Below are 18,959 nucleotides of genomic sequence, written 5' to 3'. Positions count from 1 at the left end.
ATGTCGGCCATCTGGTCGGCCTCGTCCAGGACGGTGATCGCGACCTGGTTCAGGCGGCAGTCACCACGGTCGATGAGGTCCTTCAGCCGGCCGGGCGTGGCCACGACGACCTCCGCGCCGCCGCGCAGCGCTCCGATCTGCTTGCCGATCGACATGCCGCCGACCACCGTGGCCAGGCGCAGCTTCACCGAGCGGGCGTAGGGGGTGAGGGCGTCGGTGACCTGCTGGGCCAGTTCGCGGGTCGGTACGAGGATCAGCGCGAGGGGCTGGCTGGGCTCGGCGCGCTGCCCGGCGGTGCGGGCCAGCAGCGCCAGGCCGAAGGCCAGGGTCTTGCCGGAACCGGTGCGGCCGCGGCCCAGCACGTCACGGCCCGCGAGGGAGTTCGGCAGCGTCGCGCCCTGGATCGGGAAGGGCGTGGTCACTCCCTGCACGCCCAGGGCGGCGAGCAGTTCGGCCGGCATGTCGAGATCGGTGAACGTCTCGGCGGCGGGCAGCGGGGGAGTGATCGTCTTCGGCAGGGCGAACTCCCCCTGGACCGGGGCGGACCGGCGGCCGTAGCCCCCCGAACGGCTCGGACCACCGGAACGGCTCGGGGCCGAGGAGCCGAAGCGGCTGCTTCGACCCGAACCGGCGGCAGCGCCGAAAGCGGGGCCGCCGGTGCGGCTGCGGGAGGAGCGGTTGTTCGTACGTGTGGGGTTCATTCGGAACCTTCCTTGATTGCGGCACCAATCAAGGAATTCCGGCAGCGAAAGGGCGGCGCGGGAATCACAGGAACGGGCCGAACGGAATGCGAAGCGCAACGGCTCACAGGAAAACTGCAGAGGCTCGGGCGCTGGAACTGGAACTGGAACTGGAACTGGAACGATCTGGCGTCACAGGACGCGAGAAATCCAGTAAAACCACTCGGACGCGGCCCCGAACAGGGTGCGCCCTTCAGTGCAGCGTCCCGCAGGTGGACGCACTGCGGGACGGGTGTGCAGCTGGGGCCCGCACCCCGAGGGGTGCGGGCCCCAGCTGCAGAATGCGCGTCAGCGTCAGGCGGGGACGATGTTCTCGGCCGTCGGGCCCTTCTGGCCCTGCGCGATGTCGAAGGTGACCTTCTGGCCTTCGAGCAGCTCGCGGAAGCCCTGGGCGGCGATGTTCGAGAAGTGGGCGAAGACGTCGTCCCCGCCACCGTCCTGCTCGATGAAGCCGAAACCCTTTGCCGCGTTGAACCACTTCACGGTGCCAGCAGCCATGTCATATCTCCTTTGGGGCAGTACACCAGCGCCTGCACTGTGCGGACACCGTGTCGCCGCGATGATGCCCCGCCCGGAAAATGACCGGAAAATATAAAGCGCCTTCACGCGGCGCTAAGGCCGCTTCGAAGCGCTTGAAGTTTTTGGGTACCAAAACTGCAACCGAGATCGACAGTAGCACGCTGCAGCGGCTTGCGTACGGAGGAAATTCGCGCCCAAGGTATTGCGGGAGAAACTCTCCGTGCGGGGCCCATTGAATTCTTAGACCGCCGGGACAGATATTGATTCACCCCGAACGCAGCGATGGTGGGCCGGGGGCCCCGCCGGCCGCGGCGCGTCCTGATCGCGAATCCGGTGCGCGGCGCAGGGCTGCGGGAGACTGGTGGACCCTACGGAGAGGGGCAACGGTGTCGACGGACCGACGACCGATGGATCTTGCGGCATACGTTGAGCGCACACGGAGCGGTCCCTGCTTCGTCTGTGCCCTCCTTGCCGGGAACCCGGACTACGCGCACGAGACGGTGTTCGAGGATGCCCACCACGTAGCGTTCCTGGACCGGTGGCCCACGGTGCCGGGCAAGGTTCTCGTTGCACCGAAGGCGCACGTCGAGCACGCTGTGCGCGACCTGGACGAGGAGGCCTACACCCGGCTCATGCTCTTCGTCCGGGAGATCGCCCTTGCCGTCGAGGCCGTCTTCGAGCCGGAGCGGACGTACCTGTACTCGCTCGGCAGCCAGCAGGGCAATGCGCACCTGCACTGGCACGTGGCCCCCCTGCCGGCGGGCGTCCCGTACCCGGAGCAGCAGTTCCACGCTCTGATGACGGAGAACGGTGTCCTGTCACCGCCGCCGGACCAAGCGGCCGCGACGGCCGCCCGCCTGCGCGAGGTGCTCATCGCCAGAAGGCTCCTCAAAGAGAACTGACCGGCGACACGTGCGGCGCCGGAAAAGGCATCCGCCGGGGCACTCCCACGAGTTGGGCGCGCGGAGGGCCCGGCAAAAGCCGAGAGGTCCAGAAAACGACGAAGCCCCAGGTCGATGACCTGGGGCTTTGTTATGGAGCGGATGACGGGAATCGAACCCGCGCTATAAGCTTGGGAATCACCGATCTCCCACGCCTCATCCGGGCCCAGACCAGCCAAAACGGCCGTCCGTGAGACCCGTCGGGCGAGCCCCGGCACCCGCCGTTGACCGCAGTTTCCCGCCCTACCTGGCACGCGTCTGGCACGGCCACCACCCTGCAATCCACAGCTGTACGCGGACCTGTGGACGAGTCCGGAGGCACGCTATCGGACGGGGCGGCTGCCCTGGTTGCGGTACCGCACTGCTGTCCCGCAGGATTCCGGTGGGGGGGTGTATATGGAGCGGGACGAGTTGGAACGGCTGCTGGCTGGCGACGACGAGGCGTCCGTGGCTGCGCTGGCCGCCCTCCGCAGCGGCCACACGTATGGGGTGTGGGATGGAACGGTTCCCGTAGGGCGATCTATCGGGGTATTTCGCCGCAGACTACAGCGCATGCGGCTGCACGGAGTCGAACCTCTCGGCCTTGAAAGAGCGTTGCAGCTCCTCGCCGAGCATGACCGGCCGGTGCGCAGAGGGATGATGCAACCTGCCGAAGGCATGGACAACCCTGCCGATCGGAGATTCTTCTTCCTACTCTTCCTCACGGAAGACGGCAGCGCACTGGTGGCCTGCGCGGGCATACCGCTGGGGCCCGTGAGATCACCGTCTTAGGGTTCGATCTACCCCGTATGCGGACCGCCGGACCGAGCCCGTCCACGACGCCACCACTTGCCGACGACCGCACCTGCACGGCCTGAGCGGAACGGGTGCGGCACGGGGCAGGCCTCCAATGGTTTGCCCGGCCGATCAGCCCAGTGCCACCACATGTGCTTCCTGTTCGGGCACTTCCACAGAGAGCGGCACGTCCGCTGATCGTCTTCCTCCCGCCGTAGGAGCACGAACCCGCCGAACTTCAGGTTCCTGCCGCAGTCAGGGCATATCGGTGGCTCGCGCTTCATGCTGCGCAGCCTACGAGCGCATTCCGGGCTCGCAGACGTGGGATCTGGGGTGATGCCACGTCACGGACGGGTCTGGGCGGAGGGGGCCAGTCCGGGCGTGGGCTTTAGCGACTGATCGGAATCTCGTAGATGATCTCGCAGAGCGCGACGGGAACGACGATGTCGGCCGTCTCCACGGGCTGCCCTTGGTCGCTGTAGTAGGTCCGCCGGATGTGAGTCACCAGGGCCGCCTTCTGAATGCCCAGGAGTGACGCCTCCTCGGCCGTCGCCTGTCGCGGCTCCGGCTGTTCCACCGCATGGCTGACCGTGATCCCGATCTCGGCCATGCGGTTCACGACACCCGCCCCGGCGTGCGGCCCGCCCTCGGGGAGGACGATGAGCGTGCCGGCGGTGAGCTCGTACGGCTCCCAACTCGTCGACAGCTGCACCGGCCTGCCATCGGCAAGGAACTCGTACACGGTACGTACGCACAGCTCCCCGACACCGACACCGAGACGCGCCGCGATCTCAGCCGGCGCGGGCACCTTGGCCTCGGTCCGGCTCTCCCAGTTCCCCTGCCTGCCCAGCGCCTGCATGTCCGCGCGGAAGGGAGAACTGCCAGGCTGCTCGCGCGCCGAAGATCGGACGACTCGCACGCGCTGACGGGGCTCCGCGACGTACGTGCCGGAACCCGCGCGGCCTTCCAGTACGCCCTGGGAGATCAACAACTCCTGCGCGCGGCGGACGACGTTCTCGCCGACCCCGCACTCCTCGGCGATCTGAGCGCGCGAGGGCAGCCGGTCGCCAACGTTCCAGTCGTGCTCCGCGATCCGCTGCCGCAGGACGTCGGCGATGCGGAGATAAGGCGGCTGCTCAGGCATGTAGAAAATCTAGTCCACTAGCCCTAATCTAGTTAACTAGCTTCACTCAACGTGTTTAACCGGCGACGGAGGCCCACTGTGCCCGCTTCGAAAGCACGGGCCGAGGACATCGCCGCCCGGCTGTCCGCCCTCGGGCTGAGCACGCGAGTGGAGGAGCACGCCCGATACACGTCGATCGAAGCGGAGGTACCGGAAGCGCTGCCCGCCTTTACATGGCGGGAGGCCCTGGAAGTGGTGGCGGAGGCCGACAGATTCGGGCTCCAAGCCAGCAGCTTGACCGGCCGCACCCTCTGGGCCGCCGTACGCAAAGCGGTCCCCGCGACAGGCGATGTCCGGGGACCTGGCCGTCAGCGTTAGGAGCTGATCAGCATGTTCCACCGTATGAGCCACGCCGCCGCCCGCACCAGCGGGTGGAACCACTGCACGCCTGCACCCACCCTTCGCCGTAGGAGGTCGGCCGATGCTTCCTAGCCAGCACTCCGCGGCACGGCAGGCTCCGGCCTCGACCTACCGGTCAACTTCTTGTGCGATTGGCACGCACCCCGAGTGCGCCCAGTCAACGCCGACCACGGCACCGGTCGGTGTCCCCGTGATTTACGAGCCCTGCGACTGCCCCTGCCACGCCATGAATGGGCCGACCGAGCCGCGGCAGGTGAACCGATGAGCGGCTGGGCTCCCAGCGGCGCACTTGCCGCCAACATCGAGATCACATCGGCCAGCGTGCAGCGTGGGGACGTCATCCAAATCGGCGGCCAGCCGTGCCGCGTCAGCGACCTCGTGCAGTTGCCCGCAGGTGCCAAGAGGCTGTTCTTCGAGACGGGCGAAGTGCTGACGATGCACGCTCGGAGCCGACTCGTCGCGCTTCGGCTGACGAGGAAGTGGTGACCCGGCCCGTGCCCTCCCGCCGCCACACCATCGCCGAGGACCTGCGCCGGCAGATCGCAGCAGGCCATTTCAAGGCCGGCGAACGCCTCCCGTCCGAAGCCAGGCTGGCGACGCTCTACACGGTCAGCACGCCGACGCTACGAAGCGCCCTCGCGCTCCTCCAGGGCGAAGGCCTCGTAGAGAAGATCCACGGCAGTGGGAACTTCGTCCGCCGCCCCCGCCACAGGCTCACGTACATGGGGGGCAAGGGTGCGGCTGCCCCCTGGGCTATCGCCTCCGCCCCCCTCCGAGTGAGCGTCCGCGCTTCCCACGTCCCCGCGTACGGGCACCTGGCCGACCTCCTGAACGTGCAGCCACACAGCCCCTTAACAGAGTTCCTCGCCGTGGCGTATGAGGGAAAGTTGCCGCACAGCATGGCTCACCTCTATGTCCCTCGGGACCTGGTGCCCCCCGGCTTGGTGAGCGGGTCACCTCTGCCTGAGGAAGTGGAGTCGGGCTTGGCACAACTCCGCCTCCCACTCGCCGAAGTCGAGGAGAAGGTGAGCGCTCGACTCCCGACCGCAGACGAGACAACGGCCCTTCGGATCGGTGCCTCGCTGGCGGTCCTCACGATCACCCGCGTAGCGACCGATTCTGCCGGCCGCGTGGTCGAGGCCTCGCTAATGGTGCTCCCCAGCGACAGAGCGGACGCGCTCTTCACCACCCGCAGCATGATCGAGGAGAGGACCTCGACGTCATGACTCCGAACAACGAACTGCGCCTGCTCCCGTGGTCGGGCCCCGACGGGAAGCCCTGCTTCCTGAGCTCCGACAACGACACCGGCTTCCTGTCACGCCTGGCCGACAACGCCGAGGAGAACCAACTCGGCGCAGGAGCCGCGGTCCTGGCCCACGCACTCGAAGCGCTCACCGAGGCGGACGCGGAGCGGGACGAACTCCGCCTCTTGGCTATCGACCTGACCCGCGCCCTCCAGGACGCGATCCGCGTAGCCACGAGCCGCGGCCGCCGCCTCCCGAACTCCGCCCATCGAGCACGTCAAGGAGGAGGCCCCTGCGTGCCAGCGCCACCCAGCTGAGGGCACTCTCCCCAGCACGCCAAAGCGGCCACCGAACTCTCCGGGGGCCGCTTTGCTGTTTACCGCACACGGCTCCGGAGGCCCCGTGCGTCTCGCGCGTTCCTACAGGTCAAGCTGGTCGGATCTCTCCCCCTGCCCATGTCAGTCCACGTATAGGCCGCGACCTTGCGTCGGCAGGGTGGCTTAGGGCACTAGTTCCAAAGTCTGCTGGATTGGGACAGTGAATTTGGTTGCTGCGGACGAATCTTCCATCGCGGCGAGCGCTCGATCGGCTACCGAAGCAAGCGCTCTCGCCAATAGCGGCGGAACCGCGTTTCCGATCTGCTTGAGCATTTGCCATTCGCTCGTCTGAAAGACGAATCCATCGTGGAATGACTGAAGTCTTGCAGCCTCACGCACGGTGATCCAGCGTTGATAATCAGGGTGCACCCACTCAGACATGTCGCGGTGCATTTGTGCCAGGATCGTGTACGCCGGCTTGTCAGGGCTCAGGCGCCGCCATTTTTCAGGACGAGCGCCATTCCAGATCTCCTTGGGAAGGGAATCTGCTTTTGCGCCGGGGGCCAAGAGTGCAATTAGTGCCTGGCGTCGTGCCTGGATTTCCTTGGTGTGGTGATTGTGGAGGACTCGTTTTGCGGACTTTTCCAGCTTCTCCGTCTGGGAGTACCACTGGCCCTCCCGGTTGAGGCGCATCTCGTCAAGGAAGAAATTCTTGGAGCGCGTCGCCGGGTAGCGAACAGGCTCATAGTGAGTTGCGGTCACTTCGGGCAGGTCGCCGATGGCTTGCCGAACGGACACCTCTGGTTTCCGCTCTGCGACGAGGGCAGCTTCAAGGAAAGCGTGTGCATCGACACCGAGGTTCTCTCCATCGCGAACACCAAAGAAGATTGCCCGGCGGCGAACCTGAGGGACGCCGTAGTCTGAAGCTGCAACCACTGTTACGCCGCAGTTTGAATATCCAGCCTCGGCAAAGGCTGCCAAGACTTCCCTCTTGAAACGCCCCTTTGCCATGAGGAGCATGTTTGGGACGTTCTCCATCAAGAAGACGCGTGGGCGTAGCGTTTTGAGGACTCGGACGTACTCTGCGTACAGCTGGTTGCGGGGATCGTCGAGGATCCTAGTACCGATCTGACTGTATCCCTGGCAAGGGGGGCCGCCGAAGAGCAGGTCAATTTCTCCTGCCTTTACGTTCGAGAATCTTTCAGCCTCGCTACGCCATGCCTCTGACGAGTCATTGAGGAAGTCGTGCACGTCTCCCTCGAAGAGTGGAACTTCGGGAAAGTTATGCCGGTAGGTCACTGCAGCGAATCGGTCCAGTTCGACGGCGGCCTGGACGGCAAAACCGGCGAGGCGGACCCCCTCGCAGAAGCCTCCACAACCTGAGAAGAGAGAGACGGCCTTGCGCGGTGTCATGGGGTGTGCACCTTTCACGGGAAGCCTGCAGCCTAGCCGGGAGGACTGACGACGGCCCCAACCATACATGGGCACCGGCGGATGTGACTTATATGCCGTTGATCGACTTTTTGCCCCGCACCTAGACTCCGCAAGTGCCTGACCTGTGCTCCCACCTCGGCTTGGCTGTACGTGCTGCAAGGTTGCGACGTGGCTGGTCGCAAGAGTTGCTCTCGGAGAAGTCCGGACTGGATCGCACGTATGTAAGTGGCCTTGAGCGCGGGCGGCGGAACCCTGCGCTCCTCACCCTGGCGCGTCTGGCTGATGCGCTCGAAGTTCCGCTGTCTGAGCTCGTACGTGACGCTGAGGAGAATTTGGATGCCCTTCGCTTATAGCATTGAGGCGACGCGAAACCTACCCATTGCAGAGCGGTGCATCCAGGATATTCGAAATGAGCCGGTGCGGAACCGATCAACACAATTCAAGCTGGCTCAACAGAACATGCTCGCGTATACCTTCGGTGAGGTTATCCCTGGATTCGCTTCGGCGGGGATCAACGGAATGGATTACAAGGAGGTGATTGAGCGCCCCCTTGGGAACGCCCTACTGGAAGGGGCCCATTTTTTCCGAGATGATTTCCGTGTGGATTCGAATGCCAAAGCGAAGGTTGCGGGCGATATCTTCGAGATCGTTTCTTCCGCCGTTATGTGGAACTGTGCAGCTCGATGGAATTCGCTCATGGCGGGTGAGGGCTGGAGGTCGCAGCCGCGCTACGGAAGGCCTTCGCTGAGTCCTTCCCGTCGCCGCCAGGTGGCGGTTTTGAACCTGCCTCGTAATTTTGACTGGGTCAGCCTCTTGGTTCCCGAGTCGCAGGCGCTGGTCGAGGAGTTCAGGTCGGGCCTTCGAGGCGCTGGGATGGGATTGCCCACTTCGACTCCCGACTTGGCGGTAGTTGTCCTCCCGGAGGAATTTCATGATGACGAGATCTGGCGGCGGGAAATTGGAGGCCTGGGGAGGCCTAATCAAGTCCTCCTCTCGAGTGCATATCAAAAGCTTCAGGGCAAGGTGGAGCCCGGTGAAATAGCCCTCGCCGTGGCCTTTAAGAGGAGCCTTCGGAGTGATCGCCTGTATCAGCCGCTGTATGAAGCGAATGTGATGCAGCTGTTGCTCGAGGGTAAACTCGGTGCACCGAAGGTGGAATTCGAGGTTCATACCCTCGCTCCGGAAGGGACAAATGCCGTAGTGACGTACGAAGCGGCATCTCTCTATGGTTTGGCGGAGGGGCGGTCGGATGTACATAAGGCTATTCGGGAGCTTTATGTCCCACCGACTGCCTCAGATCTCGCACGTCGATTTTTCAATTTCTTGAATGAACGCATGGCATTGGTGCAGGGCTGACAGAGCACCTGCTGAGGTCCCCCTCCAAGATCGGTGGGGCCCTTGCGCTGGACGACGCGGACGGTTTCGATCCGTCGGCATCTGCTTTGTAAGTTCGATCCGGCCTGCTTCGGAGAGGTAGCGGCTGAGGATGGCATCGGCCTGGTAGTGGCTCACCTGCCTGCGGATCTGGCCGCTCATACAGTCGGCCAGCAGTCTTGAAAACCGTCGTGGCGCGAGTCACCGTGGGTTCAAATCCCACACCCACCGCAGGTGAACGGCCCCTGACCAGGAGATATGGGCAGGGGCCGTTTGGCGGTGCGGACGCCGTCCGTAGCTGCTGACACCCTTGGTTCCCCGCCACGACGGGCATGCATGGGGCACGAGATCAGCAACCGGCGGGTCCGCAAGCCCAAATCTCAGCAGCGCTCTACTACCGTGCTGTGCGATCTTGTCAGCATGAGCGAGACGCCCCTGCCCCGCGTGACCGTCGCTGACAGCGAGATCTTTGCTGGCCGCATCCTGCCGGGCATCAAGGCCATCCGAGAGCATCTCGGATGTTCTCTCCAAGAGGCGTTCCAAACCTTCCACGAGCGGTACGAAGTTCTCCAGCGTGAACAGCCCGACGCGTTCGCCGTGGCGCCCGATGAGTACTGGACCGGCTTCTACTCCTGAGACGTAGGGCCTCCTTCCCTACCTGTACCCACGACTGCCCCTGCTCCCATCCCGTCTGCCGTCGACCCACACGTACGTGGAGCGGGCGCGGGTCCTGGCGTCCAGGTGGAGCGCCCAACTGGACGAACGACCTGGACGCCAGGGCCCGTGCCTGCTGGGCTTGCCTGGGTCGATGGCAGACGGGATGGGAGCCTCACCACGCTCACCACGCTCACCACGCTCACCACGCTCACCACGCTCACCACGCTCACCACGCTCACCACGCTCACCACGCTCACCACGCTCACCACAGCGCGCCGGCACCCGCGTACGGCGCCCCCGCCATCCCAGAGTTAGAGCGCCCCCGCCGGAGGCATCGTCTTGACGTGCGCTGAGCAGCAGTCCGAGCCACCGCGGTCCTTCCGCCATCAACCCGAGCCGTAGGCGTGCGGTCGGCGGCCGGGCTGGAGCGGGGCGGAGACAGGAGCGCAGGCCCGGGCGACGGGCCGCGCGCGCCGCGCGTGCGCGGCGGGTGCCTTGATGAAGTAGAGAAACTCTTACCGCGCATCAGATTCAGAGGGCAAGGTGGCAAACAACCGGCCTTGAGGGCGGTCCACTAAGCGTGCTGATGGGCTATTGGGTGGGCCAGTTGGCGAGGCGGGCGCGTGCCGCTTCAGCGACTATCGGCCAGGGATCATCGACGAGCCGAGCGACAGCGGACCGTGGCGAACGTGGGTGGGTGACAACGGCGTTACGGACTGCGTCGTGAGGATCGTCCGCCAATTGTTCCATGAGTTCTGGAGGGCAGGAACGTTTGCCCAGTACGCGCTGCCGTACCCGCCAGTCCGCGTCCTTGCTTAGCTCAGTCATGATCTCCGGTGGGCACGTGCGGTTGTGGGCTGCCCAGAAACGCATCTCTGCATGCTCCCGGACTAGCTGCCACCACACTGTCAGTGGCATACCAGCCCGTGCCGCGCGGTCGCGCTCCGCAGAGTCCCCACTCCGGCGCAGGCGTATGAACTCCTCGACGGAGTCGATCTCGGGAAAGGGGTCCACCATGGCAGGACCGTAGCCCACGGTGGGTCGCGGTGTGATCCGCGTGGTCAGGGCGCTTGGACCAGGTGTCGGCCGTCGTGGCTGCGGACGTGGGGACCTGCGTCGTCCAAGGCGTCCAGGAGGCGGATCGCGTAGACCTCGGACATCTGCTCGGACACCTCCTCCGGGGTGAGCCACGCGACAGCGGTCGTTTCATCCGACGTGCGCTCGGTTCCGCCCGACGGCTTGCAGCGGAAGACCAGGGCGACGATGCCGCGGGTGGTGTTCTTGTAGACCCCGGTCAGCTCGTCCACCTCGACGTGGATGCCCGTCTCCTCCAGGACCTCGCGCCGTACGCCGGCCTCCGGGGACTCCGTGAGTTCGAGAACTCCGCCCGGCAGTTCCCAAGTCCCGTTGTCCGCTCGACGGATCGCCAGAAGTCGGCCGTCCTCGCGCAGCACTGCCCCGGCTACGGACACGGAGTGCAGTGGCGTTGACTTGGCCTGCGGGGAACCCGTACTCATGTACAGGAGCATAGGAGGAAGAGAAGGACTATGGGAACCGCAGTAGGAGGGGGCCGAGGGGCTGTGCCGCGCTACGTGCAGATCGCCGAAGACATCGTTCAGCAGATCCGGGCCGGGGTGCTGAGTGCCGGCGACATGGTGCCGAGTGAGTCGGAGCTCGTGGAGCGCTACGGCGTGGCCGGCGGGACGATCCGCAAGGCCATGGTGGAAGTCCGTGCGAGCGGGCTCGTGGAGACGCGGCACGGCAAGGGCTCGCTGGTGAAGGCTCGCCCGCCCGTGCGGCACCGGTCCTCGGACCGCTTCCGGCGCACCCACCGGCAGGAAGGCAGGGCCGCGTACCTCGCCGAGTCCGCCCAGTCCGGCGCCGAAGCCAAGGTGAGCGTGCTGTTCATCGGGCCCATGGAGGCGCCGGAAGAGATCGCGGAGCGGCTCGCGGTCGCCGCGGGGACTCAGGTGCTGGCCCGGCGGCGGCTGTACTTCCGGAACGGGACGCCCGTGGAGACGGCTACCTCGTACCTGCCCTGGGACGTCGTGAAGGACATCCCGGAGCTGTTCGCCGAGAACCCCGGCCCCGGCGGCATCTATGCGCGGCTGGAGGACCACGGTCACGTCTTCGCCGAGTACGTGGAGACCCTCCAGGCCCGGCCGGCCGCCAAGGCTGAGGCGACTGAGCTGTCGCTGAGCCCCGGCGCCCCGGTGGTCCACCTGCTCCGCGATGCGGTCACGGAGGAAGGCCGAGTGGTGGAGGTCTGCGACACCCTCATGGCCGCTGACCAGTTCGTCTTCGAGTACCGGATCCCCGCGCGCGACTGACGCCCGCTCAACTCCCCACAGCCCGCCGTGAGTTTCTCTTCGCGGCGGGTTGACTCATGTATAGGAGTCAGGCACTCTTCTTCATGTCACTCCTATACATGAGTGACGGAGTCCAGCATCTATAGAGGAGTGATCTGCTGTGCGTCAGATTCCCGTCGACACCTCCGCCGCCCTGGTGATGGTGGCCCAGCCCCCGGCCGTGAAGATCAAGGACCGCCGCACCGGTGAGGTCGCCACCGATGTCGAGACGGGCGCCCAGATGATGACGGTGGACGTGCTCTTCGCCGCGAACGGCGAGGCGGAAGTCCTGTCCATCGTGGTTCCGGCCCCGGGCCTGACGGGTGACCTGGTGATGGGGACCTCGGTCGCGCTGACCGGTCTGGTCGCCCGACCGTGGGAGAACGAGTTCAACGGCCAGAAGCGCCACGGGATCAGCTTCCGCGCCGTCGCTGTCACCTCGCTGGCCAAGGAGGGCTGAGCGTGAACGCCTTATGGGTCACGCTGCTGGTGGTCCTGGCCGTCGCGCTCGTCCTGCGCTGGCTGCGGCCTACCTGGTACTGGTTGACCTTCGGGGTCACCTTCGCGACGATCCGCGTCCTGATCCGCTACCGCTCGGTGATGGACGCCTGCGGGCTCACCGTCCCGCCCGCCCGCTGGCGGCTGACACTCGCCAGGGTCACCCACCGCCCCGCCCCCGAGGACCGTTCGCCGCGGATTCTGCGGCTGCGGCCCACGTCGACCGGCCTGGTCCTGCGGCTGAAACTCCGGCCTGGACAAGACGCGTTCGACTTCTCCGCCTCCTCCGACCGGCTACGGCACGCCTTCGCCCTCCACAACGTCGTCTCGCGAGAGATCCGCTCCGGCGTCGTGGAGCTGCGGATGACTGGCTACGACGTACTCAAGCGGGTGCGCATGCCGGCCGCCGTCCCCGATGGCGTGCTCCGGGTGCCGGTGGCCCTGCGGGAGGACGGGGAGGTTCACCACCGCGACTACCGGCAGGTCCCGCACGCTCTGAACGTCGGCGCGACCCAGTCCGGGAAGTCCGTCTACCAGCGCACGCTTGTCGCCGGGCTCGCCCCGCGGAACGTCGCCTTGGTCGGCATCGACTGCAAGAACGGCGTGGAACTCTCGCCGCTTGCTGCCCGGTTCACCGCCCTGGCCGACAACCCCGTCGAAGCGGCTGAGCTGCTGGCCGCACTCGTCCAGTACATGGGCCGCGTCTACGAAGTCATCCGGGCCGAACAGCGCATCAGCGTCGGTCTGCCCGATGCGGAGATCACTGCCGACATCTGGGACCTTCCCGCGCACCTTCGTCCCGTACCCGTCGTGCTGCTGGTGGACGAAGTCGCGGAGCTCGCCCTCGCCGCGGTCAAGGCAGACGAAGCCCGGCGCGACCAGATCATCACCGACCTCGTCCGCCTCGCCCAGCTCGGCCGCGCCGCCGGCATCTATCTGGAGATCTGCGGCCAGCGCTTCGGCTCCGAACTCGGCAAGGGCATCACCATGCTCCGCGCCCAGCTCACCGGCCGCACCGCCCACCGCGTCAACGACGAGACCTCCGCGAACATGGCCTTCGGGGACATCTCCCCGGACGCCGTCCTCGCCGCCGTCCAGATCGGCAAGGACCGCCCCGGCACGGCGGTGGCCGGCGACTCCTCCGGCGGCTGGTCCCGCATCCGGGCCCCGCACACCACGCTCCGCCAGGCCGTCGACACCTGCAACGCCCACGCCCATCGCACCCCGAGCATCCCGGAGCTGGAGCGCTTCCGGCCCGTGCTCCCGGTACGCGTCATCGTCGGCAAGGTCCAGCCGAAGAGCGCTACAGCAGGTGCCTTCTAAGCACATGCCCCACCCGGTCGGCGCGGCCTCTCGCGCCACGTCCCTACCCCACCCATGCCTGAAACGAGGTGAAGACCATGACCCGCCTGGTCCGCCCGGACGCCGTCCTCGTCCAGGCCGTCATCGCCGGAGCCCTCTCCTTCGCCCACCTCCACGACCTCGCCGAAGCCGCAGGACAGCACGGCTGGAAAGCCTGGGCCTACCCGATCAGCGTGGACCTGCTCCTCGTCGCCTCCTGGCACCGCCTGCGCACCCTGCGGGAAGCGGGGGAGCCCTCGCGCTCGGCCTGGTCCTGGTTCGCCGTCGCCCTGGCGGCCTCGCTCGGCGCGAACGTCGCGACCGCCGGCCTCCTCGACCTGGGCGACGTCCCGGACTGGCTCCGGATCCTCGTCGCCGGATGGCCCGCGCTCGCCTTCCTCGGCGGCACCCTCCTGGTCCACCGGCCTACGCCGCCCAATGACCCGGAGCCGGAGCCCGCCCCGGAGCCCCGGCCCGTGGTCGAGCGGGAGACAGAGCCCGGCGTACAGGCCGCCCCAGCTCCCGCCCTACCCGCTCCGGCACCGGTACCCGCAACCGCGGTCACCGCTCCGCCCGCCCTCGTCGCCCACGCCCAGAAGATCGCCGCCGATCACCGCACCCGTACCGGCTCGGCCATCGACACCGAGACCCTGCGCGCCCGGCTCGGCGTCCCGTCCTCGATGGCTGAGGCCATCGCCGCCCAGCTCGCCTGAGGAGCCCCGATGCCCGCCCGGATCAACTTCCGCTCGCTGATGAAGATCGGCCCCGTTCAGATCGGCACCTACCGCGACCGGCGCGGCCGCACCAAGGACTCCGCCGTGTGCACCACCGACGCCTGCGGCTGGTCCTCCGACTACAGCTCCTCGACCGCCGCCCAGCTCGCCGCCCGCTCCCACCGCTGCCGCATCAGCTGACCTGAAAGGCCTCGCCATGGACGTACCGCTCTGGTTCGCCCTCCTCGCCGTCGGAGTCCTCGGAGTGAAGCTCATCCGCCCGCCCTGGTGGCTCGTCGCCGTGATCCTCCTCGGCGGATTCCTCCTCGCGGACAGCTTCCTCGCCCCCGCCATCGACACCGCGATCAACAAGTAACCCGCCCCGGAAGGAGAACAGCCGTGTTCAAGCCCAAGTACCCCAGCCCCGACACGTACACCCCGGCGACCATCCGTCCCGCCCCGGCGCCCACCGAGTACGTGGTGCCCGCGCCGGTCCCGGTCCCCGCCAAGGCTCCGACCGCCCTCGGCGGCCTGGTCCAGAACTCGCCCGGAACCGCGCTCGCCCTCGCCGCCGGCGGAGTCGCCGGAGTCCTGGCCCTGGCCTCCGTAGCCGTCTCGCTGCTCTTGGCCGTCGCCGTCACCGCGGTCGCCCTGTCCGTCAGCGCCGTCGTCCTGCTGTTCCTCGTCCGAGCCCTGCGCCAGGAGTTCAAGAGCCGTTGACCGGCCCCGGGACGGCCTCAACCGCCAAGTTTCCGCCGTCCCGGCGCCGTACTCCTGCCCGAACCGAACGATCCGGAAGGAAGCACCATCATGAACCAGCACGACCACACCCCGCGGCAGGTCTGCCCGCACTGCGACGGTTTCCCCGCCGTCGCCGTCACCCTTGGCGGCCGCGACCACACCGGTGCCCGGCGCACCATCACCGCGCACTGCTTCGCCTGCCAGGGCACTGGCACGGTCCTCGGCACCAAGCGCGCGGGGGTGACCGCGTAATGGGGATCTTCACCCGCCGGACCTACGGAGACGACCCGTACGACCGCGACATGGACCAGGTGTACGACCGCCTCACCGGCGAGGCCCGCCACCAGGAGCGCGTCACAGAAGCCCACTCGGTCCACGACTCCCGGCGATCCTCCAGCACGCGGAAGAGCCACAGTCAGCCTGCGTCCGGACCCACGTCCCGCGACGCCAACACCCCGAAGCGGGGGCGACACTCGTGACCCAGTCCGCGACCGTCGCGGACCTGGACCCCGGCCTCCTCGGCGACATGCTGAGGGTGGCCGGGGCTCCCGGTTATGCCCGCTGGGAAGACCAGATCCGCCGGACCGGCGGCTGCTCCGACCCCATCCACATCACCGGCTGGACCGTCGCCAAGGACAAGATCACCGGCGAGACCCTGCACCGATACTCCACCGCCGACGAACCCGGCGCCCGCCTCCGCATCGCCTGCGGAAACCGACGCGCCTCTCGCTGCCCCGCCTGCGCCTGGACGTACTCCGGCGACACCTACCACCTGATCCGCGCCGGACTCGCCGGAGACGACCGCCGCGACATCCCCGCCACCGTCCGCGAACACCCCCGCGTCTTCGCCACCCTCACCGCCCCGTCTTTCGGCCCGGTCCACAACCGCCCCGTCGGCCGCCCCTGCCGCTGCGGCAAGCACCACCAGGAGGACGCCGCCGAGCTCGGCACCGCACTCGACCCCGCCACCTACGACTACGCCGCCGCTGTCCTCTTCAACAACCACGCCGGACAGCTCTGGCAGCGCTTCACGACCCGCCTGCGCCGTGAGATCGCCGCGTACGCGGGACTGACCCAACGCGAGCTGAAGGAGGGAGCCCGGATCTCCTACGGCAAGGTCGCCGAGTTCCAGAAACGCGGCGCCATCCACTTCCACGCCGTCATCCGCATCGACGGCCCCGCCGGCCCGACCAGCCCGCCGCCCTCCTGGGCCAGAACCGAACTCCTCGACCGCTCGATCCGCGCGGCCGTCGCCCACACCTACACCTCGGTGTCCGTCCCTGCCGCCGCCGACCAGCCCGCCCGTACGTTCCGCTGGGGCACGCAGCTCGACGTACGCCCCATCAAGGCCTTCGGGGACGGCTCCGACATCACAGAGCAGGCGGTCGCCTCGTACGTGGCCAAGTACGCGACGAAGGCGGCAGAGAACACCGGCTCCCTCGACCGCCGCATCGGCAACCGCGAAGCCCTCGTCCTCCTCGACGTCCCCGACCACACCGCGCGCCTGATCGGTGCCTGCCTCGACCTGGACCTGCTGTACCCGGACCGCCGCCTCGCCGCTTGGTCGCACATGCTCGGCTTCCGCGGCCACTTCTCCACCAAGTCGCGCCAGTACTCCACCACGCTCGGCGCCCTCCGCCAGACCCGCGCCGACTACCGCGTCGCCCAGGAACGCGAAGCCCGCGGCCTGGACGATGTCGAGCCGGACACGGTGCTCGTCCTCGCCTCCTGGCAGTACGCCGGCCACGGACACAGCCCGGGGGAGTCGGTACTCGCCGCCACCATCGCCCGGGACATTCAGCTGAACCGTCAGACCGCCCGCGAAGCCCTGCAAGGAGAGCAGCATGAATGAGCGTTTCCTCAGCGTCGTCCAGGTCGCCGAACTGCTCGGCACCACCGTGCGGTTCCCGCGGCGCCTGGTCGCCGAGCGGCGCATCCGGTACGTGAAGGTCGGCACGCACGTGCGGATCCCGGAGAGCGCGGTGCAGGACTACATCAGCGCGAACACCGTCGATCCTCGCCGGTTGCAGCGCTCGCGCTTCCGGAGGGCGGCCTGATGGGTAACCGCAAGGGCAAGAAGCGCACGTTCGGCGCCATTCGGAAGCTGCCGTCCGGGCGGTTCCAGGCCCGGTATCCCGGACCCGACGGGGTCATGCGCCCGGCGCCCGAGACCTTCGCTACCTCGCGGGACGCGGACGACTGGCTCGCGGAGCAGCAGACCGAGATCAAGAAGGGGGATTGGCGGGACCCTGACGCCGGTGCCGTCAACTTCCGGGAGTACGCGCTCCAGTGGGTGGAGGAGCGAGGGCTCGCCGCCACGACCGATGAGCTGTACCGGCGGCTCCTGCGGCTGCATCTCCTGCCGGCCTTCGAGGAGTACGACCTCGACGAGATCACCCCGCCCCGGGTGCGGACCTGGCGGGCCGAGCGACTCAAGGAGACCGGGGCCACCACCGTGGCGAAGGCGTACCGACTCCTCAAGGCGATCATGGAGACCGCTGCCGACGACGAGTTGATCCGCCGCAACCCCTGCCGGATCAAGGGCGCGGGCAAGGAGTCGCCCGCTGAGCGGCAGACCGCCACCGTGGAGCAGGTCGACGCGCTCGCCCGGGAGCTGGGCCGGCGCTGGCGGCTGCTCGTCTACATCGCCGCATACGGTCCCGCCCGGCCCGAGGAGCAGGCGGCCCTGCGGCGGCATGACGTCGACCTCGTCAACAACGGAGTCTGGGTGCGCTCCGCCGAGCCTGAGCTGAACACCGGCAAGCGGGCTCCCGGCGAGACCAAGTCCGAGGCAGGCAAGCGGTTCATCGTCCTGCCGGACTTCATGAAGGGTGATCTCAAGCTCCACATGTATCTCTACGCGGAGCAAAAGCCGGACGGGCTGCTCTTCGTGGGGGAGCGGGGCGGGCCCTTTCGGCGGACGACCTTTGGACGGAAGTGGAAGAAGGCCCGGAAGAAAGTGGGACTGCCTGATGGGTTCACGCTCTACGACCTTCGTCACACCGGGCACACGCTCTCGACGCAGTCCGGGGCGACGCTGAAGGACACGATGGTGCGGGCCGGCCAGTCCTCCGAGAAGGCCGCCATGATCTACCAGCACTCCAACCTGGAGCGGCAGCGGGAAGTCGCCGCCGGGATCGACGCCCGGGTGCAGGCCATGCGTGCCAAGGCATCTGGCACGGATCTGGCACGCGAGGGGTAGAGAGGTCTAGGCAACACAAAAGCCCCAGGTCGATGACCTGGGGCTTCGTTATGGAGCGGATGACGGGAATCGAACCCGCGCTATAAGCTTGGGAAGCTCATGTTCTACCATTAAACTACATCCGCATAACGGGCCAGTTGCCTGGATCCGTCTCGTTCGTCACTCTACCCCATCGTCGACCCCCGGTGAATTTGCCGCGGGGTCGTTGTCGTGCCCCGCGGGTACGGGGGCGTGTGGGGGCGGGAGTTGGGGCGTACCGTGTGGGGGCGGAGCGGCGGCTGGAGCAGGTCGCGAACATCCCCTAATGTGGCGATTCGTCGCAGTACGCAGTACAGCTCGTTGGGGAAAGGGACTCGATGGAGCACACCGTCGTCCGTTGTGCCGAAGGGCACGTTTTCAGTACCGCCTCGTTTCCGCTGCAGCACCTCGGTGCCGGCCGGATCGGGCCGGGGCGGCTGCTGCGGTGTCCGCGGTGTGCGCGGCTGAGGCAGTCCGTGCCCGTGGGCGGGGGCGCCGGCAAGCGGTAGCCGTGGGGGACGTACGGCCGGGCGCGCGGGTACCGCTCCGATTGGG

Annotated in this window: 26 protein-coding genes and 1 tRNA gene; 21 read left to right on the top strand and 6 right to left on the bottom strand. The window is 67.3% G+C overall.

Annotated features, from left to right (window positions below):
- Both ACZ6S8_RS18640 and ACZ6S8_RS18635 read right to left on the bottom strand, forming a co-directional pair.
- Positions 1-701 (bottom strand): DEAD/DEAH box helicase (locus ACZ6S8_RS18640; protein WP_469456982.1); only part of this gene is annotated, 701 nt, incomplete at its 3' end.
- Positions 702-1,034: 333 nt separating this feature from the next.
- Positions 1,035-1,238, bottom strand: coding sequence for a cold-shock protein (locus ACZ6S8_RS18635; RefSeq protein WP_283454069.1), 204 nt, complete (start codon positions 1,236-1,238; stop codon positions 1,035-1,037).
- 428 nt (positions 1,239-1,666) lie between these two features.
- Between ACZ6S8_RS18635 and ACZ6S8_RS18630 the strand changes: the two genes are divergently transcribed.
- Positions 1,667-2,161: an HIT family protein gene (locus ACZ6S8_RS18630; RefSeq protein WP_469456980.1), complete on the top strand. Its 495-nt coding sequence runs from the start codon at positions 1,667-1,669 to the stop codon at positions 2,159-2,161.
- 1,201 nt (positions 2,162-3,362) lie between these two features.
- Here ACZ6S8_RS18630 and ACZ6S8_RS18625 read toward each other — a convergent pair.
- The gene (locus tag ACZ6S8_RS18625) at positions 3,363-4,118 is read right to left on the bottom strand and encodes a GntR family transcriptional regulator (protein WP_469456978.1); all 756 of its coding nucleotides are present in this window, start codon (positions 4,116-4,118) and stop codon (positions 3,363-3,365) included.
- Between the two features lie 78 nt (positions 4,119-4,196).
- Here ACZ6S8_RS18625 and ACZ6S8_RS18620 point away from each other — a divergent pair, with 78 nt between their 5' ends.
- From ACZ6S8_RS18620 to ACZ6S8_RS18605, 4 genes are all read left to right on the top strand, one after another.
- The gene (locus ACZ6S8_RS18620) at positions 4,197-4,475 is read left to right on the top strand and encodes a hypothetical protein (protein WP_469456976.1); all 279 of its coding nucleotides are present in this window, start codon (positions 4,197-4,199) and stop codon (positions 4,473-4,475) included.
- Positions 4,476-4,778: 303 nt separating this feature from the next.
- Positions 4,779-5,003, top strand: a complete 225-nt coding sequence (locus ACZ6S8_RS18615; protein ID WP_469456975.1) for a hypothetical protein — start codon at positions 4,779-4,781, stop codon at positions 5,001-5,003.
- 8 nt (positions 5,004-5,011) lie between these two features.
- Positions 5,012-5,743, top strand: coding sequence for a GntR family transcriptional regulator (locus tag ACZ6S8_RS18610; RefSeq protein WP_469456974.1), 732 nt, complete (start codon positions 5,012-5,014; stop codon positions 5,741-5,743).
- Positions 5,740-6,078: a hypothetical protein gene (locus tag ACZ6S8_RS18605; protein WP_469456972.1), complete on the top strand. Its 339-nt coding sequence runs from the start codon at positions 5,740-5,742 to the stop codon at positions 6,076-6,078. The genes ACZ6S8_RS18610 and ACZ6S8_RS18605 overlap by 4 nt, the downstream gene beginning before the upstream one ends.
- 183 nt (positions 6,079-6,261) lie before the next feature.
- Here the strand turns inward: ACZ6S8_RS18605 and ACZ6S8_RS18600 are convergent, their stop codons facing one another.
- A complete protein-coding gene (locus ACZ6S8_RS18600; protein ID WP_469456970.1) occupies positions 6,262-7,491 on the bottom strand; it encodes a DNA cytosine methyltransferase in 1,230 nt (409 codons plus the stop codon).
- 134 nt (positions 7,492-7,625) lie between these two features.
- On the opposite strand from ACZ6S8_RS18600, the gene ACZ6S8_RS18595 reads away from it, so the two are divergent.
- The 4 genes from ACZ6S8_RS18595 to ACZ6S8_RS18580 all read left to right on the top strand — a co-directional run bounded on the left by ACZ6S8_RS18595 (position 7,626) and on the right by ACZ6S8_RS18580 (position 9,858).
- Positions 7,626-7,865: a helix-turn-helix domain-containing protein gene (locus tag ACZ6S8_RS18595; protein ID WP_469456968.1), complete on the top strand. Its 240-nt coding sequence runs from the start codon at positions 7,626-7,628 to the stop codon at positions 7,863-7,865.
- Entirely contained in the window at positions 7,849-8,868 is a 1,020-nt protein-coding gene (locus ACZ6S8_RS18590; protein ID WP_469456966.1) for a Cfr10I/Bse634I family restriction endonuclease, read from the top strand. The genes ACZ6S8_RS18595 and ACZ6S8_RS18590 overlap by 17 nt, the downstream gene beginning before the upstream one ends.
- Positions 8,869-9,222: 354 nt before the next feature.
- Entirely contained in the window at positions 9,223-9,522 is a 300-nt protein-coding gene (locus ACZ6S8_RS18585) for a hypothetical protein (RefSeq protein ID WP_469456964.1), read from the top strand.
- Between the two features lie 147 nt (positions 9,523-9,669).
- Entirely contained in the window at positions 9,670-9,858 is a 189-nt protein-coding gene (locus ACZ6S8_RS18580; protein ID WP_469456962.1) for a hypothetical protein, read from the top strand.
- A gap of 746 nt (positions 9,859-10,604) precedes the next feature.
- Here the strand turns inward: ACZ6S8_RS18580 and ACZ6S8_RS18575 are convergent.
- Positions 10,605-11,072 carry an NUDIX hydrolase gene (locus ACZ6S8_RS18575; RefSeq protein WP_469456960.1) on the bottom strand — a complete coding sequence of 156 codons (468 nt, stop codon included), beginning with the start codon at positions 11,070-11,072 and terminating at the stop codon, positions 10,605-10,607.
- Between the two features lie 18 nt (positions 11,073-11,090).
- Here ACZ6S8_RS18575 and ACZ6S8_RS18570 point away from each other — a divergent pair, with 18 nt between their 5' ends.
- The 12 genes from ACZ6S8_RS18570 to ACZ6S8_RS18515 all read left to right on the top strand — a co-directional run bounded on the left by ACZ6S8_RS18570 (position 11,091) and on the right by ACZ6S8_RS18515 (position 18,386).
- A complete protein-coding gene (locus ACZ6S8_RS18570) occupies positions 11,091-11,873 on the top strand; it encodes a GntR family transcriptional regulator (RefSeq protein ID WP_469456958.1) in 783 nt (260 codons plus the stop codon).
- A gap of 139 nt (positions 11,874-12,012) precedes the next feature.
- Positions 12,013-12,351, top strand: a complete 339-nt coding sequence (locus ACZ6S8_RS18565; RefSeq protein WP_469456956.1) for an SCO3933 family regulatory protein — start codon at positions 12,013-12,015, stop codon at positions 12,349-12,351.
- Between the two features lie 2 nt (positions 12,352-12,353).
- Positions 12,354-13,712, top strand: a complete 1,359-nt coding sequence (locus tag ACZ6S8_RS18560; RefSeq protein ID WP_469456954.1) for an FtsK/SpoIIIE domain-containing protein — start codon at positions 12,354-12,356, stop codon at positions 13,710-13,712.
- 77 nt (positions 13,713-13,789) lie between these two features.
- The gene (locus tag ACZ6S8_RS18555) at positions 13,790-14,443 is read left to right on the top strand and encodes a DUF2637 domain-containing protein (protein ID WP_469456952.1); all 654 of its coding nucleotides are present in this window, start codon (positions 13,790-13,792) and stop codon (positions 14,441-14,443) included.
- A 9-nt stretch (positions 14,444-14,452) separates the two neighbouring features.
- Entirely contained in the window at positions 14,453-14,644 is a 192-nt protein-coding gene (locus tag ACZ6S8_RS18550; RefSeq protein WP_468225464.1) for a mobile element transfer protein, read from the top strand.
- A gap of 16 nt (positions 14,645-14,660) precedes the next feature.
- A complete protein-coding gene (locus ACZ6S8_RS18545) occupies positions 14,661-14,819 on the top strand; it encodes a hypothetical protein (protein ID WP_107084747.1) in 159 nt (52 codons plus the stop codon).
- 23 nt (positions 14,820-14,842) lie between these two features.
- The gene (locus ACZ6S8_RS18540; RefSeq protein WP_469456950.1) at positions 14,843-15,163 is read left to right on the top strand and encodes a hypothetical protein; all 321 of its coding nucleotides are present in this window, start codon (positions 14,843-14,845) and stop codon (positions 15,161-15,163) included.
- 90 nt (positions 15,164-15,253) lie between these two features.
- On the top strand, positions 15,254-15,436 hold the full coding sequence (locus ACZ6S8_RS18535) for a hypothetical protein (RefSeq protein ID WP_469456948.1): 183 nt from the start codon (positions 15,254-15,256) through the stop codon (positions 15,434-15,436).
- A complete protein-coding gene (locus ACZ6S8_RS18530) occupies positions 15,436-15,663 on the top strand; it encodes a hypothetical protein (RefSeq protein ID WP_469456946.1) in 228 nt (75 codons plus the stop codon). The genes ACZ6S8_RS18535 and ACZ6S8_RS18530 overlap by 1 nt, the downstream gene beginning before the upstream one ends.
- A complete protein-coding gene (gene repSA, locus ACZ6S8_RS18525; RefSeq protein WP_469456944.1) occupies positions 15,660-17,036 on the top strand; it encodes a replication initiator protein RepSA in 1,377 nt (458 codons plus the stop codon). The genes ACZ6S8_RS18530 and repSA overlap by 4 nt, the downstream gene beginning before the upstream one ends.
- Positions 17,029-17,241, top strand: a complete 213-nt coding sequence (locus tag ACZ6S8_RS18520; protein ID WP_469456942.1) for an excisionase family DNA-binding protein — start codon at positions 17,029-17,031, stop codon at positions 17,239-17,241. The genes repSA and ACZ6S8_RS18520 overlap by 8 nt, the downstream gene beginning before the upstream one ends.
- Complete coding sequence (locus tag ACZ6S8_RS18515) at positions 17,241-18,386, top strand: tyrosine-type recombinase/integrase (protein ID WP_266352708.1); 1,146 nt, start codon at positions 17,241-17,243, stop codon at positions 18,384-18,386. The genes ACZ6S8_RS18520 and ACZ6S8_RS18515 overlap by 1 nt, the downstream gene beginning before the upstream one ends.
- Positions 18,387-18,437: 51 nt before the next feature.
- Here the strand turns inward: ACZ6S8_RS18515 and ACZ6S8_RS18510 are convergent.
- Positions 18,438-18,511 (bottom strand) — tRNA-Gly (locus ACZ6S8_RS18510).
- Positions 18,512-18,959: the final 448 nt, after the last annotated feature.

The organism is Streptomyces sp. NPDC048461, from assembly GCF_055587105.1.
Note: the sequence above shows the minus strand (reverse complement) of the source record. Positions and strands in the feature narration are given on the sequence as shown.

What these genes read in the sequence shown, in the direction of transcription:
- ACZ6S8_RS18575 (WP_469456960.1), bottom strand. Translation starts at nt 11,072, where the DNA reads ATGCTCCTGTACATGAGTACGGGTTCCCCGCAGGCCAAGTCAACGCCA.
- ACZ6S8_RS18520 (WP_469456942.1), top strand. Translation starts at nt 17,029, where the DNA reads ATGAATGAGCGTTTCCTCAGCGTCGTCCAGGTCGCCGAACTGCTCGGC.
- ACZ6S8_RS18605 (WP_469456972.1), top strand. Translation starts at nt 5,740, where the DNA reads ATGACTCCGAACAACGAACTGCGCCTGCTCCCGTGGTCGGGCCCCGAC.
- ACZ6S8_RS18535 (WP_469456948.1), top strand. Translation starts at nt 15,254, where the DNA reads ATGAACCAGCACGACCACACCCCGCGGCAGGTCTGCCCGCACTGCGAC.
- ACZ6S8_RS18590 (WP_469456966.1), top strand. Translation starts at nt 7,849, where the DNA reads ATGCCCTTCGCTTATAGCATTGAGGCGACGCGAAACCTACCCATTGCA.
- ACZ6S8_RS18635 (WP_283454069.1), bottom strand. Translation starts at nt 1,238, where the DNA reads ATGGCTGCTGGCACCGTGAAGTGGTTCAACGCGGCAAAGGGTTTCGGC.
- ACZ6S8_RS18625 (WP_469456978.1), bottom strand. Translation starts at nt 4,118, where the DNA reads ATGCCTGAGCAGCCGCCTTATCTCCGCATCGCCGACGTCCTGCGGCAG.
- ACZ6S8_RS18545 (WP_107084747.1), top strand. Translation starts at nt 14,661, where the DNA reads ATGGACGTACCGCTCTGGTTCGCCCTCCTCGCCGTCGGAGTCCTCGGA.
- ACZ6S8_RS18550 (WP_468225464.1), top strand. Translation starts at nt 14,453, where the DNA reads ATGCCCGCCCGGATCAACTTCCGCTCGCTGATGAAGATCGGCCCCGTT.
- ACZ6S8_RS18630 (WP_469456980.1), top strand. Translation starts at nt 1,667, where the DNA reads ATGGATCTTGCGGCATACGTTGAGCGCACACGGAGCGGTCCCTGCTTC.
- ACZ6S8_RS18600 (WP_469456970.1), bottom strand. Translation starts at nt 7,491, where the DNA reads ATGACACCGCGCAAGGCCGTCTCTCTCTTCTCAGGTTGTGGAGGCTTC.
- ACZ6S8_RS18515 (WP_266352708.1), top strand. Translation starts at nt 17,241, where the DNA reads ATGGGTAACCGCAAGGGCAAGAAGCGCACGTTCGGCGCCATTCGGAAG.
- ACZ6S8_RS18570 (WP_469456958.1), top strand. Translation starts at nt 11,091, where the DNA reads ATGGGAACCGCAGTAGGAGGGGGCCGAGGGGCTGTGCCGCGCTACGTG.
- ACZ6S8_RS18555 (WP_469456952.1), top strand. Translation starts at nt 13,790, where the DNA reads ATGACCCGCCTGGTCCGCCCGGACGCCGTCCTCGTCCAGGCCGTCATC.
- ACZ6S8_RS18530 (WP_469456946.1), top strand. Translation starts at nt 15,436, where the DNA reads ATGGGGATCTTCACCCGCCGGACCTACGGAGACGACCCGTACGACCGC.
- ACZ6S8_RS18615 (WP_469456975.1), top strand. Translation starts at nt 4,779, where the DNA reads ATGAGCGGCTGGGCTCCCAGCGGCGCACTTGCCGCCAACATCGAGATC.
- ACZ6S8_RS18585 (WP_469456964.1), top strand. Translation starts at nt 9,223, where the DNA reads ATGGGGCACGAGATCAGCAACCGGCGGGTCCGCAAGCCCAAATCTCAG.